Annotated in this window: 15 protein-coding genes; 5 read left to right on the forward strand and 10 right to left on the reverse strand. The window is 62.8% G+C overall.

Translation table 11 applies throughout. The features are described from left to right. Positions 1–105: 105 nt before the first annotated feature. Together DOCECA_RS11630 and DOCECA_RS11635 are read left to right on the forward strand one after the other, a co-directional pair. The gene (locus DOCECA_RS11630; protein ID WP_445572020.1) at positions 106–2,643 is read left to right on the forward strand and encodes a PAS domain S-box protein; all 2,538 of its coding nucleotides are present in this window, start codon (positions 106–108) and stop codon (positions 2,641–2,643) included. 48 nt (positions 2,644–2,691) lie between these two features. Next, positions 2,692–2,967 carry a peptidylprolyl isomerase gene (locus DOCECA_RS11635; RefSeq protein ID WP_019690952.1) on the forward strand — a complete coding sequence of 92 codons (276 nt, stop codon included), beginning with the start codon at positions 2,692–2,694 and terminating at the stop codon, positions 2,965–2,967. A 123-nt stretch (positions 2,968–3,090) separates the two neighbouring features. Here DOCECA_RS11635 and DOCECA_RS11640 read toward each other — a convergent pair whose 3' ends face one another. The 8 genes from DOCECA_RS11640 to DOCECA_RS11675 all read right to left on the reverse strand — a co-directional run bounded on the left by DOCECA_RS11640 (position 3,091) and on the right by DOCECA_RS11675 (position 9,773). Beyond that, positions 3,091–4,005 carry a sugar kinase gene (locus DOCECA_RS11640; protein WP_434648044.1) on the reverse strand — a complete coding sequence of 305 codons (915 nt, stop codon included), beginning with the start codon at positions 4,003–4,005 and terminating at the stop codon, positions 3,091–3,093. A gap of 153 nt (positions 4,006–4,158) precedes the next feature. Further along, entirely contained in the window at positions 4,159–5,376 is a 1,218-nt protein-coding gene (locus DOCECA_RS11645) for an amino acid deaminase (protein ID WP_434648046.1), read from the reverse strand. 29 nt (positions 5,377–5,405) lie between these two features. Continuing rightward, positions 5,406–6,170 carry an IclR family transcriptional regulator gene (locus DOCECA_RS11650; RefSeq protein WP_420763545.1) on the reverse strand — a complete coding sequence of 255 codons (765 nt, stop codon included), beginning with the start codon at positions 6,168–6,170 and terminating at the stop codon, positions 5,406–5,408. A 164-nt stretch (positions 6,171–6,334) separates the two neighbouring features. Then, positions 6,335–6,724 carry a RidA family protein gene (locus tag DOCECA_RS11655; RefSeq protein ID WP_264427496.1) on the reverse strand — a complete coding sequence of 130 codons (390 nt, stop codon included), beginning with the start codon at positions 6,722–6,724 and terminating at the stop codon, positions 6,335–6,337. A 26-nt stretch (positions 6,725–6,750) separates the two neighbouring features. Next, positions 6,751–7,539 (reverse strand): amino acid ABC transporter ATP-binding protein, encoded by a 789-nt coding sequence (locus DOCECA_RS11660; protein WP_434559499.1) that lies wholly within the window; start codon positions 7,537–7,539, stop codon positions 6,751–6,753. Further along, positions 7,536–8,198 carry an amino acid ABC transporter permease gene (locus tag DOCECA_RS11665; RefSeq protein WP_434559501.1) on the reverse strand — a complete coding sequence of 221 codons (663 nt, stop codon included), beginning with the start codon at positions 8,196–8,198 and terminating at the stop codon, positions 7,536–7,538. Before DOCECA_RS11665 ends, DOCECA_RS11660 begins: the two co-directional genes overlap by 4 nt. A 9-nt stretch (positions 8,199–8,207) precedes the next feature. Further along, a complete protein-coding gene (locus DOCECA_RS11670; protein ID WP_030141394.1) occupies positions 8,208–8,870 on the reverse strand; it encodes an amino acid ABC transporter permease in 663 nt (220 codons plus the stop codon). Between the two features lie 54 nt (positions 8,871–8,924). Continuing rightward, positions 8,925–9,773 (reverse strand): transporter substrate-binding domain-containing protein, encoded by an 849-nt coding sequence (locus DOCECA_RS11675; protein WP_445572021.1) that lies wholly within the window; start codon positions 9,771–9,773, stop codon positions 8,925–8,927. A 350-nt stretch (positions 9,774–10,123) separates the two neighbouring features. Here DOCECA_RS11675 and DOCECA_RS11680 point away from each other — a divergent pair, with 350 nt between their 5' ends. Together DOCECA_RS11680 and DOCECA_RS11685 are read left to right on the forward strand one after the other, a co-directional pair. Further along, on the forward strand, positions 10,124–10,570 hold the full coding sequence (locus tag DOCECA_RS11680) for a thioredoxin family protein (protein ID WP_420763541.1): 447 nt from the start codon (positions 10,124–10,126) through the stop codon (positions 10,568–10,570). Positions 10,571–10,750: 180 nt separating this feature from the next. Then, on the forward strand, positions 10,751–12,196 hold the full coding sequence (locus DOCECA_RS11685) for an aldehyde dehydrogenase family protein (protein ID WP_445572022.1): 1,446 nt from the start codon (positions 10,751–10,753) through the stop codon (positions 12,194–12,196). A 4-nt stretch (positions 12,197–12,200) separates the two neighbouring features. On the opposite strand, the gene DOCECA_RS11690 is transcribed toward DOCECA_RS11685, so the two are convergent. Both DOCECA_RS11690 and DOCECA_RS11695 read right to left on the reverse strand, forming a co-directional pair. After that, entirely contained in the window at positions 12,201–12,593 is a 393-nt protein-coding gene (locus DOCECA_RS11690; RefSeq protein WP_445572023.1) for a GFA family protein, read from the reverse strand. Positions 12,594–12,623: 30 nt separating this feature from the next. Beyond that, the gene (locus tag DOCECA_RS11695; RefSeq protein WP_445572024.1) at positions 12,624–13,550 is read right to left on the reverse strand and encodes a LysR substrate-binding domain-containing protein; all 927 of its coding nucleotides are present in this window, start codon (positions 13,548–13,550) and stop codon (positions 12,624–12,626) included. A gap of 133 nt (positions 13,551–13,683) precedes the next feature. Between DOCECA_RS11695 and DOCECA_RS11700 the strand changes: the two genes are divergently transcribed. Further along, positions 13,684–14,085, forward strand: a complete 402-nt coding sequence (locus DOCECA_RS11700; RefSeq protein ID WP_420763536.1) for a RidA family protein — start codon at positions 13,684–13,686, stop codon at positions 14,083–14,085. The last annotated feature ends 50 nt before the right edge of the window (positions 14,086–14,135 follow it).

A 14,135-nucleotide genomic window follows, 5' to 3' on the forward strand; every position in this document is an offset into this window, starting at 1 on the left:
GGACACGCTGACCCGAGCCAGAAAAACTTCAGATCAACCCGCGCTTACCTTCTTCAGAGGATAGTAGAAGCCGCAGCATCGACATGACATCCAGGGATTCCCGTGATGAATGCAGTACCTGCCAGCAGCGACACACAGCAGTTGATCGCCCGTCTGGACTGGACTTCCAGCCCGCTGGGCGCCCAAGAAACCTGGCCCCCGTGCCTGCGCACCGCCGTGGACATCGTGGTCCATTCGCCCATGCCGATGGCCGTGCTGTGGGGGCCGCAGTTGATCCATCTGTACAACGACGCCTATGCGCGATTGGTCGGCGACAAGCACCCCAGGGCGTTTGGCCAGCCAACCCACACGGCCTGGCCCGAACTTCGCAGCGAAACCGAAGGGGTTTATCGCAGCGTGTTGCAGGGCCGGGTGCGCACCTGCCGCGATCAACGTTGGCGCATGCCATTTGGCGGCCGCCTCTGCGATGTCTGGCTGGACCTGACCTACAGCCCGATCCATGACGAAAACGCCAGCGTCGCCGGAATTCTGATCACTGCCATCGAGACGGGCGAGCGGCGACGCCTGGCTCAGGAATTCGAACGGCGCTCCGAGGCCAGCCTCAAGGCCCAGCAGGAAAGCGAAGAACGCTTGCAACTGGCCTTGGCGGCCACCGATGCGTTGGGCACCTGGGACTGGGACATCGGCGAGGATCGCTTCATCGCCGACGCGCATTTTGCCCTCCTCCATGGCGTCGACCCGGCCCTGTCAAGGCAATTGCCCATCAGCGCCTATCTCGAGGGCGTCCACCCGGAAGATCGGGCGATGGTTGCGCGCAGCATCAAGCACTGCATCACCCATGGCACCGAGTACGCCGAGGAGTATCGGCTGCAGCAGCCCCACGGCGAGCTGCGCTGGGTGTTCGTGCGTGGACGTTGCTACAAGGATCGCCATGGCCGGCCCAAGCGCTTTCTCGGCGCGGCGCTGGACCTGACCGAACGCAAGCGCACCGAACATGCCTTGCGCCAGAGCCAGACCGAGCTGCAACTGATCATCAACGCCATGCCGGTGCTGATCGGCTACGTCGACCGCGAGGAGCGTTTCCGGCTGAACAACAGTGCCTACCTGAATTGGTACGGGCTGACGCCGCAAGAGCTCTACGGCAAGACCATCCGTGAGGTCATCGGCGACGAGGCCTACGCCGCCCGAGCCGAACAGATCGCCGGCGCCCTGGCGGGCAATCCGTGCAGTTTCACCGTAGAGTCGCCCCACCGCGACGGCCGGCCGCGCCATGCGTTGATCAACTACCTGCCACGCCGTGGCGCCGACGGATCGGTGAACGGTTTTTACATTTTTGTCATCGACGAAACCGAGCGCAAGAAAACCGAGGAAGCCCTGCGCCACCTCAACGAAACGCTGGAAGAAAGGGTGATCGCCCGCACCCAGCAGCTAGCCGAGGCCAACCACCGCCTGCAAAGCGAGATGTTCGAACGCGAACGCGCCGAAGAAGCCCTGCGCCATGCGCAGAAGATGGAAGCCGTGGGCCAACTCACCGGCGGCATCGCCCATGACTTCAACAACATGCTCACTGGCATCCTCGGCAGCCTCGACTTGATGCAGCGCTACATCGCCTCCGGTCGTGCCGCCGAGATCGGCCGTTTTACCGAAGCTGCGATTTCATCGGCCAACCGCGCCGCCGCCCTGACCCACCGCCTGCTGGCTTTTTCCCGACGCCAGTCACTGGACCGCAAGCCTCTGGATGCCAATACGCTGGTTCGCTCGCTTGAAGACCTGCTGAGCCGCACCACCGGCGATCACATTGTGCTGCGACTGCAACTGGCCGGCGAGTTGTGGCCGGTCAGCACCGATGCCAGCCAATTGGAAAACGCCTTGCTCAACCTGGTCATCAACGCCCGGGACGCGATGCCCGATGGCGGCGAGTTGAACATCGAGACCGCCAACGTCTACCTCGACGGCAGCGACATCAGCACGCTGGAGCCGGTGAAGGCCGGCGATTACGTGATGATCGCCGTGCGCGACAACGGCAGCGGCATGACCCCCGCCGTGTTGGCAAAGGCCTTCGATCCGTTTTTCACTACCAAGCCCATCGGCCAGGGCACCGGCCTGGGGCTGTCGATGATTTATGGTTTCGCCCAGCAATCTGGCGGTCACCTGAGCCTGGACAGTGTCCCGGGCCAAGGTACGCGCGTGCAGTTGTACCTGCCGCGCCTGCACGTCGCGCCGGCGGAACAGGCAACGGCACCGACTACCACCGACGCTCCGCCCGCCATCGCCGGCGAAACGGTGTTGCTGGTGGAGGACGAACCGGCGGTGCGCATGCTGGTGCTCGACCTGCTCGCCACCCTGGGCTACACCGCCCTCGAAGCCGAGGACGCCAAGCGGGCGCTGGTATTGCTCGAATCCGAGCAACGCATCGATCTGCTGGTGACCGACGTCGGTCTGCCGGGCATGAACGGCCGCCAGCTGGCGGAAATCGCCCGTCAGCACCGGCCCGGCTTGAAGGTGCTGTTCATGACCGGCTATGCGCAGAAAGCCGCCGAACGCCAAGGTTTCCTGGATCAGGGCATGGACATGGTCGCCAAGCCGTTTACCCTGGACCTGTTGGCCAACAAGATTCGGACGATGATCAACCATGACCACTGACTTGAGGCATAATCGCCGCCCTTTCACCCCCTTCAGGTCTGTGCCGCAATGAAAGCCCAAGCCCGCCATATCCTGGTGAAAACCGCCGAAGAAGCCGAACAGCTCAAACAACGCATCGCCAAGGGCGAAGCGTTCGACGTGTTGGCAAAGAAATACTCCACCTGCCCCTCCGGCAAGCGCGGCGGCGACCTGGGTGAAGTGCGGCCCGGGCAAATGGTCGGCGCCATCGACGCGGTGATCTTCAAGAAACCACTGCGGGTGGTGCATGGGCCGATCAAGAGCAAGTTTGGCTATCACCTGGTGCAGGTGTTTTATAGGGATTGAAGCGATACCGAGCCCCTGTGGGAGCGAGCTTGCTCGCGAAGGCGTCAGGTCAGCTGCATCAATATTGACTGGCACACCGCAATCGCGAGCAAGCTTGCTCCCACAGGGTTTTGGCTGGCCAGATCATCTCGGTATCAATGCCCCCGGCACCTGGATCACCCGGCTCGCCAGCAAATGCCCGGCCTCGGCCGCCTCCGCCGGGCTGCCCCCCAGCAAGCGACTCGCCAGGTAGGCGGCGCTGAACGAGTCCCCCGCCGCTGTCGTATCCACCACGCGCTCTACCCGTTGGGCCGGCACGTCATAAGACCGGCCATCACAACGAATCAGGCACGCCTCGGCGCCGCGCTTGAGTACCACTTCCGGTGTCCCCAGTTGCTCATAGGCGATGAACACTGCGTCACTGTCGGCATGGCCGAACAGTGCTTGTTCGTCATCCACGGTCAGCAACGCCAGCTCCACATAGGGCAATACGCTGCGATAGGCCGCCCGGGCCGCCTCGACCGAGGCCCAGAGCCGTGGCCGGTAATTGTTGTCGAACACCACCTGCGCGCCCCGGCGCCGTGCCTCGATCAGGGTCTCGATGAGTTTGCGCCGGCCCTGCTCGCCAATCACCGCGAGGGTGATGCCGCTGAAATACAGCACGTCGTATCCGGGCAACGCTTCCAGGATCGGCACGGCGGCCGGCGTGGTGAAGCAATCCCGCACGGCAGCCTCGTTGCGCCAGTACAGGAAACGCCGCTCGCCCGCCGCATCGGTCTGGATGCAATACAGGCCCGGCAGACGACCGGGCAAACGCTGGACCCTTTCCAACCCGATGTTTTCCGAAGCCCAGCTTTGGCACATGGCATCGCTGAAAGAGTCGTCGCCCAGGGCGGTGACGTAATCCACCGAGCCTTTGTCGCCCAACGCACGGGACAGATACACCGCAGTGTTCAGCGTGTCGCCGCCGAAGCTTTGCCGCAGGCTGCCGTCGGCGCGGTGTTGCAGTTCAATCATGCATTCGCCGATCAGGGCGATGCGGGGTTTAGTGTTGCTCATGGATGGTCCTGATGGTTCGGTGGTGTATTGCGGACCGCTATCGCGAGCAAGCTCGCTCCCACAGGGATCGTGGATGAATACTGGTTTTGTATTCACAACAAATCCAATGTGGGAGCGAGCCTGCTCGCGATAGCCGCGACTCGCTCTCAAGCCTTAGAAACAAGTCTCCATAAGCTCAACCACCCGCAACCCCTCATCCACCAGGCACCCCACCCGCCACTTGTCGAATGTCAGGCACGGGTGGGAGGTCCCGAACGCAACGATGTCGCCCACCCGCAGCTCGACCCCTGGCGCCACCGTCATGAACGCATGCTGGTCCATCACCGCCGTCACCTTGCAGGCGCTGACATCGTCGCCTGCCACCGAATCAGAATCCGCCTTGTAGCGCTTGAGCGGCACCGGCAGCCCGGCGTCGTAGGCCACGTCGCGCTTGCCCAGGGCGATCACCGCGAAGCCCGGCTCCGGCATCGACTGCACGTGGGCCCAGACTTCCAGGGCCGGACGCAAGCCTTCGTGCAAATCGCTGCGCCGCTCCAGTACGCAGCATTGGGCCTCCTTGTAGATGCCATGGTCGTGGGCCACGTAACTGCCGGGGCGCAGCACGCTGAGGAAACGGCCCTGGGCGTTGCGGGCTTCGAAAGATTCAGCGATCAAGTCGTACCAGGCCGACCCCGAGGCGGTGATGATGGGTTTGTCGATGGCAAACGCGCCGCTGTCCTGCAACTGCATGGCCAGCCCCACCAGGGAAGCGGCGAATGCGCGGATGCCGCTGACGGCATGATCACCGTGGATGACCCCTTCATAGCCTTCGATGCCGGTCAATGCCAGTGCCGGTTGCGCTCCGATGGCCTCGGCCAGGGCCAGCACCTCGGCTTCGGTACGGCAACCGCAACGACCGCCGACGACGCCGTATTCGATCATCACGTTCAGCCGCACGCCGCGAGAAGCGAAATAAGCGCCGAGCTGGGCGACGTTGTCCGGATGATCGACCATGCAATGGAATTCGAACGCCGGGTCGGCCAGCAGATCGGCGATCAATGCCATGTTGGGCTTGCCGACCAATTGATTGGCCATCAGCACGCGCCGTACGCCATGGGCGTAGGCGGCACGGGTCTGCACCGCCGTGGCCAAAGTCAGGCCCCAGGCGCCGGCTTCGATCTGGCGACGAAACAACGCCGGGGTCATGCTGGTCTTGCCGTGGGGCGCCAGCTGCGCACCGCTGTCACTGACAAATTTCTGCATCCATCGGATGTTGTGCTCCAGGGCCTCGCGATGCAGCACCAGCGCCGGCAGGCTCACGTCCCGCAGCAAATGAGCGCCGATGGGCGCGGCGCCCTTCTCGACGCCCGCGTTAGTAATGGCAGAAGACATGTTCGAACTCCTCACACAGCCAAGGCTGTCTATTCGTTGATGCGACGGGCCAGGTGGTTGGCGCTTTCGATCAGCACCCGGCGGTAGTCGGCGTAATTGTTCTTGGCGTCAGCCCTCGGGGCGACGATGCACAGGGTCGCGATGGCCACGCCGTTGGGGTCTTTGACCGGTGCGGCGAAGCAGTGGGTGAAGGTGTCGGCAACGCTATCGAAGGAGAAAAATCCATCGATGCCGGCCTGGCGGATCTCTCCTAGAAACCGCTCCAGCGGCAGGCGTTCGCCGTCCGGCAGGATGAAGTCATCGGGGTCGATCAGGTCGATGATCTGCTGGTCGCTCAGATGCGCCAGCAACAGGCGACCGGAGGCCGTCCAGGGGATCGGCGCGTTTTCACCGATGTCCGAAGAGATGCGAAAGTGCCGCTCGCCCTCCTTCATCAGCGCGACCGTGTATTTGCGCCCGTTGAGCAGACACATCTGCGCGGTTTCCCGGGTCTGCCGGACGATGTCCTGCAAGGCCTGGTCGGCTTCGCGGCTCAGGTCGAAATGCCGCAAATGCGCCTGGCCGAGAAAGTACAACTGGCGCCCCAGGTAGACATGGCCATCCTTGCCCACCGGCTCGAGGATGCGACGCTCCAGCAGCGACGCCACCAGCTCATAGACCGTGGACTTGGGGCTGCCGATGCCGCTGGCGATGTCGTTCGGGCGCAACGGCTGGCCGATCTCCTTGAGGAAATCGAGGATATCGAACGCCCGATCCAATCCCCGGGCCCGGCGTTTGATGGTGTCTTCGGTCATGTCTGTGGTCCCTGAAATTTCACCCATAATCGCATGTATCTTTATTGTGGCGAGGGAGCTTGCTCCCGCTCGGCTGCGCAGCGGTCGTAAAGAATGGGCCTGCTGCGCAGGCCAGCGGGAGCAAGCTCCCTCGCCACAGAAGTGAATTCGCCAGAAAATCGTGGTCAGGCCTTTTTCTTGTAGGCCACACAGTCGATCTCGACCTTGCAATCGACCATCATGCTCGCCTGCACACACGCCCGCGCCGGGGCGTGTTCCGGGCTGAAATACTCACCGAACACCTTGTTGAAGCTCCAGAAATCCCGCGGGTCTTCCAGCCAGACACCGCAGCGAACCACATCTTCCAGGCCATAACCGGCCTCTTGGAGAATGGCGATCAGGTTCTTCATGGTCTGGTGGGTCTGCTCGACGATACCGCCAACGATGATTTCGCCGTTCACTGCCGGCACCTGGCCGGACACGTGCAGCCAGCCATCGGCCTCCACGGCGCGGGCGAAGGGCCGTGGCTGGCCGCCGCCTGCGGTGCTGCCGGTGCCGTAACGGGTAATGCTCATGGATTTATCTCCTTGTTGAATGGAAGTTAAAAACGGGTGTTCTTGAGGAATTCCGCCAGGCGCGGCGATTGCGGTCGCTCGAACAATTGCTTCGGCGGCCCCTGCTCTTCGATGCGGCCCTGGTTCATGAAGACGATCTTGTCCGAAACTTCGAAGGCAAAGCGCATCTCGTGGGTCACCAGCAGCATGGTCATGCCGTCTTCGGCAAGGCCCTTGATCACGTTCAATACTTCGCCGACCAGTTCCGGATCCAGGGCCGAGGTCACTTCGTCGAACAGCATCAGGCTCGGGTTCATCGCAATCGCCCGGGCAATCGCCACGCGCTGCTGCTGACCGCCGGACAACTGACCGGGGAAGTGATCGCGCCGTTCCAGCAGGCCGACCCGCTCCAGCCATTTTTCGGCCAGGGCCACGGCTTCGTCCTTGGGCAGTTTTTTCACCTTGAGCAGGCCCAGGGTGACGTTCTGCAACGCGGTCAGATGCGGGAACAGGTTGAATTGCTGGAAGGCCATGCCGGTCATGGCCCGGTGCCGGGCGATGACTTTCTCGGGGTGGCGCACACGCTTGCCGTCCACCTCGTCATAGCCGATGGACTCGCCGTCGAGCATGATCCGGCCGCCCTGGAATTCTTCCAGCATGTTGACGCAACGCAGCAGCGTGGTCTTGCCCGAACCACTGGAGCCGATCAGCGTGACCACGTTGCCGCGCTGCATGCTCAGGTCAACGCCCTTGAGCACTTCCAGCGGGCCGTATTGTTTGCGCAGGCCACGAATGTCCAGCAGCGGTTGGGCGTTGGAGAGGGAAATATCAGTCATGGCAAGGCCACCCGCTTTTCAATGTGCCGCCCGAGCAACTCGATGGCGTAATTGATGATGAAAAAGAGAAAACCGGCGAACAGGTAGAACTCCAGGGTCATGAACGTCCGGGCGATGATCTGCTGGGTGCTGAGCAGTAATTCGGCCACACCGATCACCGACAGCAGGGTCGAGGCCTTGACGATCTCGGTGGAGGAATTGACCCAGGTCGGCAGGATCTGCCGCAACGCCTGGGGCAACAGCACGTAGCCCAGCGCCTGCTGGAATGTCAGGCCAATGGCCTGGCTCGCTTCCATCTGCCCACGGGGCAACGCCTGCAGGGCGCCGCGCACGATCTCGGCCACGTGAGAGCCGCAGAACAGCGTCAGGCCCAGCACACCGGCCTGGAACGCACCGATCTGCCAGCCCAGGGCCGGCGCCATGTAGAAGCAAGCCAGCACCAGCACGAACACCGGTGTACCGCGGATCAAGTCGACATAGAAACGAAACGGCGCGCGCATCCAGACCCGCCCGTATGTCAGCGCCAACCCGGCGAAGAGACCGATCAATGTGCCCAACACAATCGCCAGCGCCGAGCATTGCACGCTGGTCAGGAAGCCACTCCACAAAGTGTCCCGGGCGACCCACAACTCGTGCAACCAACTGGGGGATTCGTACATGGGAAACTCCTAACGGCGGATCGCCAGACGCTGCTCGAAATAACGCAGCAGCATGGCAATGAGGTAACAGGCCGCGACATACAGGGCCGTGGTCACCAGCCAGGTTTCGATCACCCGGTAGCTCTCCACGTTGATCTTGCGGGCGTAATAGGTCAGCTCCGGCACGGCAATCGCCGCCGCCAGGGAGGTGTCCTTGAACAGCGAAATGAAGTTGTTCGACAGGGCCGGCAACACGTTGCGCAGCATCACCGGCACGGTGACGTAGGCCTTGACCTGCCACTCGCCCAGGCCGATCGCCAACCCCGCTTCGCGCTGGCCCTTATGAATACTCAACAGCCCGCCGCGAAACACTTCGGTCAGGTAGGCCCCGGCGTACAGCGAGAGCGTGATAACGAACGACGGCAGCTTGTCCAGGCGAATGCCCAGGCTCGGCAAGGCGAAGTAGATCAACAGGATCAGCACCAGGATCGGCGTGTTGCGGATCACGGTGACGTACACCGAGGCCAACACCCGCAACAAGCGATGCTTGCTGAGCAGCGCAAACGCCATCGCCAGGCCGATCACGCAACCGATGGCGATCGACACCAGCGCGAGGGAAAGCCCCAGGCCAAGCCCCGCCAGCAAGGTGTCGAAATCGCGCCAGACGGCGGCAAAATTCAACTGATAATTCATGGTCGGCAGTACCTTCGACGGTGCGCCCGCGAGGGGCGCCCCGGGCTCACAGGGTCATTTGAATTCAACAGGGAAACCGATCGCCGGAGACGGCAACTCAACGCCGAACCACTGCTTGAACGACGCCGCATAGGTGGGGAATTCCACACCGATCATGGCCTCGTGCAGGGTGGTGTTGACGAAGTTCAGCCAGTCCTGGTCGCCGCGCTTGACCGCGCAGGCGTAGGTTTGCGGGCTCCAGGCGTAGGCCGGGCTGCGGTAGCGACCGGGGTTCTGCACCATCAGGTACTTGACCGAGGATTGGTCGGTGGCGGCGGCATCGGCGCGGCCGGAGTTCACCGCCTGGTACATCAGGTCGACGCTGTCGTATTGGTCGACCTTGGCCTTGGGCAGCGCCTGGTGGACCAGTTCTTCGGCGTAGACGTTTTGCAGCACCGCCACGGTGACGTCGTCATCGGCGGCCTTGAGGTCCTCGATTTCCTTGTACTTGCTGTTGGCCGGCAACAGCAGGCCCACCCCTTCGCGGTAGTACGGCAGCGTAAACGCCACTTGCTGGGCGCGGCTGGCGGTGACGGTGATGAACTGGCAACTCATGTCGACCTTGTCGGTCAGCAGGTTGGGAATCCGCGCATCGGATGATTGCACCACGAACTCGACTTTTTCCGGGTCATTGAACAGCCCCTTGGCGACCATCCGCGCGATGTCGATATCAAACCCCTGCAACTTGCCATCCGCTCCTTGGAAGTGCCACGGCGCATTGGTGCTGCCCGTGCCCACGATCAATTTCCCGCGTTGCAGCACGCTGTCCAGCTTGCTGTCGGCCGCCTGGGCGACACCCATGGCGGCCGTCGTGGCCGCGAAGAGAAAAACACACGCTTTGAACAAGGAAGGTCGGCGTTGCATGGCAAGCACTCCAGGGTGAGTTTATTCCGCTATACCGGAATGTGGTATGTAACAACGGAATAGACAGCAGAAAGTGTGCCACAGCCTTTCGATGCGGTGGAGTGAAAAATGGAACGTCAATGAAATCAGGAAGATAGAAATCCAGTGGATCGGACGGCGCAACCATGACCCGCTCGCGGCTGCTACCGATGGCTACGGCCGCTGGGTAACAAGGCCCCATTACGAAGCCTATCGGGGGCGCAATACACCCATCGCACCGAAACGGGGCCGCCACCTGTCAACTCTGACAGTAGCGTCGCCGGAACGTGTTGCTTATGGTCCTGGGCACGTCTCGACACAGGGAAGCCGCCATGAGCTCGCTCATCACTCACGTCAGCACTCAAAAGGACTACCGCACGGCGCTCAAGACCTGGCGCCCGGTGGTCTTTTATTTCGGCCATCCGCACTGCTACGCCTGCGGCATGGCCGACCCGCTGTTCTGCAAGGTTGCCGAGACCTTCGAGAATCGGGCCGTGATCTACAAACTGAGCACCGATCAATCGCCTCGGCACCCGGAAGTCACCGGCACGCCCACCGTGCTGTTCTATAAAGACGGAAAACTACGGCGCAAGCTCAAGGGCATCGGTGACCCGGCCTCATTCGTCCAGACCTTTACCGAGCTCGTCGGCCGGACCAGACCCAGGCGCTTGCCGACGCCACGGCGGCACGATTTGCGCTGGTTGCGCCAGCAACTCAAAACACTGTGCACCGCCCGCCGGGCCCCGGCACTTTTGCGGCTGCGGGCGACGCCTCGGTAGCGTCGGGCCTGCGAAGCGCCTTCGCTACGTTTTTGCAAAGTCAGCCCGGCATATTCAGCAGATTGTTCTTTGCCGGGCCAAACAACGGCACAACCCGCCAGGGCCGCTTTGGTAGTTTATCGGCATGCAACCACGACCTGCTGCCGGCAGTGTCATCACCGCTCTATGGGAGCCTGATGGATGACCAAACCCTCATATATTCCGCAAAATACCGGGCAGTTCTACATCGACGGTCATTGGCAATCGCCGACCCGGGGGACGACGCTGGCAGTCGTCAATCCGGCCACCGAAGAGGTGCTCGCCGAGGTTGCCCAAGGATCATCCGACGACGTTGACCGCGCCGTCGCGGCGGCAAAGGCGGCGATGCCCGGCTGGGCCGCGACCGCAGTGGCGGATCGCGCCCGAATCCTCGGGAAGATCCATGAACTGATGCTCGAACGCAAGGAAGCGCTGGCCCAGGTGCTGTGCCTGGAAATGGGCGCGGCAATCGGTTTCGCCCGATCCATGCAAGTGCCGCTGGCGGCCGAACACGTTCGTGTGGCGCGCGATGTGCTGTCCACTTATGTATTTCAGAAAATCGAGAACAGCACCGCCATCGTGCGCGAACCCATCGGCGTCTGCGGTTTGATCACGCCGTGGAACTGGCCGCTCTATCAGATCACCGCCAAGGTCGCCCCGGCGATCGCCGCCGGTTGCACCGTGGTGCTCAAGCCCAGCGAACTTTCGCCTTTGAGCGCCCTGCTGTTCGCCGAACTGGTGCATGACGCCGGCCTGCCGGCAGGCGTGTTCAACCTGGTCAACGGCGGCGGTGCCGAGGTCGGCGCGGCCATGGCGGCGCACCCCGACATCGACATGATTTCCATCACCGGCTCCAATCGCGCCGGCGCCCTGGTGGCCCAAGCCGCCGCCCCCACGGTCAAGCGGGTCACCCAAGAGCTGGGCGGCAAGTCGCCAAACGTGTTTCTGCCCGACGCCGACTTCGCCAAGGCCGTGCCGCCCGGCGTGATGTCGGCGTTGCGCAATGTCGGCCAGTCCTGCAGCGCGCCGACGCGGATGATCGTACCCAGGAACCGCCTGGCGGAAGTCGAGGCACTGGCGGCCGCCACGGCCAATGCCATCATCGTCGGTGACCCACGGTCGGAAGACACCGTGCTCGGCCCGATTGCCAACCAGGCCCAGTTCAAGCGCGTGCAGGCGATGATCGAAGCGGGCCTGGAGGAAGGGGCCAAGCTGATTTGCGGTGGGCCGGGACGCGTCGACGGTTTCACCAAAGGCTTCTACACCCGGCCAACCGTGTTCTCGCAAGTCGACAACGGCATGCGCATCGCCCAGGAAGAAATCTTCGGCCCGGTGCTGTGCATCATCCCGTACGACACGCTGGACGAAGCCGTCGCCATCGCCAACGACACCGTCTACGGGCTGGGCGCGCACGTTCAGGGCCGCGACCTTGACCAGGTACGCGCCGTGGCCAAGCGCATCCGTGCCGGGCAAGTGCTGCTGAACTATCCGACCTGGAACCCCATGGCCCCGTTCGGCGGTTACAAGCGCTCGGGCAACGGGCGCGAATATGGGGTCCATGGGTTCGAGGAGTATCTGGAGATCAAGGCGATTGTCGGGTTCGAGTAACCGCCTACTCCTCTGTCCGCCCGCTGCCCCCGCGATCATGCTGATACCGCCGCGCCAGCGGGAACGCCGGCAGCCAGGACTCGCGGCGCACGGTCCAGCATTCGTAGGTGGGCGTCAGTTGGTCGGGAGTATCGAGCGTGCCGAGGTGCACTTCGATCTCGTCGTTGCTGCGGGCGAACAGCGACGAGCCGCAATTGGGGCAGAAGAAGCGCCCGGCATAATCCCGGGGCTCGCCCGTGACGGTGACGACGTCCTCGGGGAACACCGCCGCCGCAAAAAACAGTGCACCGTGATGCTTGCGGCAATCCAGGCAGTGGCAAAGGCCGACCCGGTATGGACGGCCAGACGCTTCAAGACGAACGTTGCCGCACAGGCAACCGCCGGTGAATCGTTCCATCGCTGTTCTCCTCTGCGATCGAGAAAAATGTCATGACGCCTGCCGATCAAGGATAGGCGCATGCTGCGCCATCAGCTCCATCACCCAGTCAATGAACACCCGCAGCTTGGCACTGATGTGCCGGTTCGGCGGGTAGGCCACGTACATCGGCATCGACTCCAGGCGCCAATCTTCGAACAACGGGACCAACGTCCCCTGCGCCTGGTGAGTCCGCGACATATAGATGGGCAACCAGAGCACCCCCAGCCCCGCCAGGCCGGCTGCCAGGTAGGCGTTGCCATCGTCGATCGCCAGGGCGTAACGCCCCTTGATGCGCAGGTGCTCGTCCTGTCGGTGCATGGCATAGGGCAAGGCCTTGCCGGTGCGTGCCCACAGGAAACCGACGACGCGATGTTGGGAATCCTCCAGCTCACGCGGATGGACCGGGGTACCCAGACGCGCCAGGTAGCTTGGCGCGGCGAAGACCCCAAGGGCCAGGTCGCCGACGCGTCGGGCGATCAGCGATTGATCCTTCAGTTCGCCGCCGCGAACCACGCAATCGACGTTTTCGTCGATTATGTCAACGATGCGGTCGCTGACGCCCATGTCGATCTGGATATCGGGGTAACGCTCGTAGAAGTCCGGCAGCGCCGGTATCAGGATCAGCGCCGCCAGTGGGCTCGGCACATCGACACGCAGCCGCCCGCGCGGCAGGGCCTGGGCGCCGGACAAGCTGGTCTCGGCGTCATCCAGGTCCGCCAACAGGCGGATCGCACGCTCATAGAAGGCCGCGCCGTCCGCCGTGACGTTGACCTTGCGTGTCGTGCGGTTGAGCAACTTGACCCGCAGCCGCGCTTCGAGCTGTTGCACCAGCTGGGTCACGGTGGTTTTGCTCATGTGCAGCGTCTCGGCGGCCTTGGTGAAACTGCCCGACTCAACCACACGCACGAACGCCTGCATCGCATCGAAACGGTCCATTTCCTGCCTCGGATTGTTTGGTTTTTACAAACAGTGATCGCCAAGGTTGCTCGTTTATCGCCCGGGCACAAGCCCCTAGAGTGACTTCATCGTTGAGTTCCGGCCGCTTTCGGCCATTGATGGAGAGATTCCCATGACCACCCGAGACGTTGTTTTCCCGCCCGGACGCCAGGCGCTTTACGAGCGCAACCGCTATTCGCCGGCGATTCGCTCCAATGGTTTGCTGTTCGTATCCGGACAGGTCGGCAGCCGCGAGGACGGCTCGCCCGAGCCCGTGCTGGAAGACCAGGTGCGCCGCGCCTTCACCAATCTTGCGGCCATACTCGCCGCCGCCGATTGCAGCTTTGACGACGTGATCGACGTCACGGTCTTCATGGTTGATCCCGAATCGATATTCGAACGGGTCTGGAGCGTGGTGCCCGAATTCTGGGGCCACGCGCCGCACCCAACGCTGACAGCGGTGGGTGTGACATGGCTGTATGGTTTCCAGTTCGAGATCAAGGTGATTGCCAGGTTGCCTGGACCCTCCCTGTAGCATCTGGCGTGTGGAGAGTCAGCGGTGAGTGTGTTGGCTGACCCTCCGCC

The organism is Pseudomonas sp. E102 (assembly GCF_052660185.1).

Excerpts from the sequence above, each read along its gene's own strand:
- DOCECA_RS11630 (WP_445572020.1), top strand. The coding sequence starts at position 106 with ATGAATGCAGTACCTGCCAGCAGCGACACACAGCAGTTGATCGCCCGT.
- DOCECA_RS11635 (WP_019690952.1), top strand. The coding sequence starts at position 2,692 with ATGAAAGCCCAAGCCCGCCATATCCTGGTGAAAACCGCCGAAGAAGCC.
- DOCECA_RS11640 (WP_434648044.1), bottom strand. The coding sequence starts at position 4,005 with ATGAGCAACACTAAACCCCGCATCGCCCTGATCGGCGAATGCATGATT.
- DOCECA_RS11645 (WP_434648046.1), bottom strand. The coding sequence starts at position 5,376 with ATGTCTTCTGCCATTACTAACGCGGGCGTCGAGAAGGGCGCCGCGCCC.
- DOCECA_RS11650 (WP_420763545.1), bottom strand. The coding sequence starts at position 6,170 with ATGACCGAAGACACCATCAAACGCCGGGCCCGGGGATTGGATCGGGCG.
- DOCECA_RS11655 (WP_264427496.1), bottom strand. The coding sequence starts at position 6,724 with ATGAGCATTACCCGTTACGGCACCGGCAGCACCGCAGGCGGCGGCCAG.
- DOCECA_RS11660 (WP_434559499.1), bottom strand. The coding sequence starts at position 7,539 with ATGACTGATATTTCCCTCTCCAACGCCCAACCGCTGCTGGACATTCGT.
- DOCECA_RS11665 (WP_434559501.1), bottom strand. The coding sequence starts at position 8,198 with ATGTACGAATCCCCCAGTTGGTTGCACGAGTTGTGGGTCGCCCGGGAC.
- DOCECA_RS11670 (WP_030141394.1), bottom strand. The coding sequence starts at position 8,870 with ATGAATTATCAGTTGAATTTTGCCGCCGTCTGGCGCGATTTCGACACC.
- DOCECA_RS11675 (WP_445572021.1), bottom strand. The coding sequence starts at position 9,773 with ATGCAACGCCGACCTTCCTTGTTCAAAGCGTGTGTTTTTCTCTTCGCG.
- DOCECA_RS11680 (WP_420763541.1), top strand. The coding sequence starts at position 10,124 with ATGAGCTCGCTCATCACTCACGTCAGCACTCAAAAGGACTACCGCACG.
- DOCECA_RS11685 (WP_445572022.1), top strand. The coding sequence starts at position 10,751 with ATGACCAAACCCTCATATATTCCGCAAAATACCGGGCAGTTCTACATC.
- DOCECA_RS11690 (WP_445572023.1), bottom strand. The coding sequence starts at position 12,593 with ATGGAACGATTCACCGGCGGTTGCCTGTGCGGCAACGTTCGTCTTGAA.
- DOCECA_RS11695 (WP_445572024.1), bottom strand. The coding sequence starts at position 13,550 with ATGGACCGTTTCGATGCGATGCAGGCGTTCGTGCGTGTGGTTGAGTCG.
- DOCECA_RS11700 (WP_420763536.1), top strand. The coding sequence starts at position 13,684 with ATGACCACCCGAGACGTTGTTTTCCCGCCCGGACGCCAGGCGCTTTAC.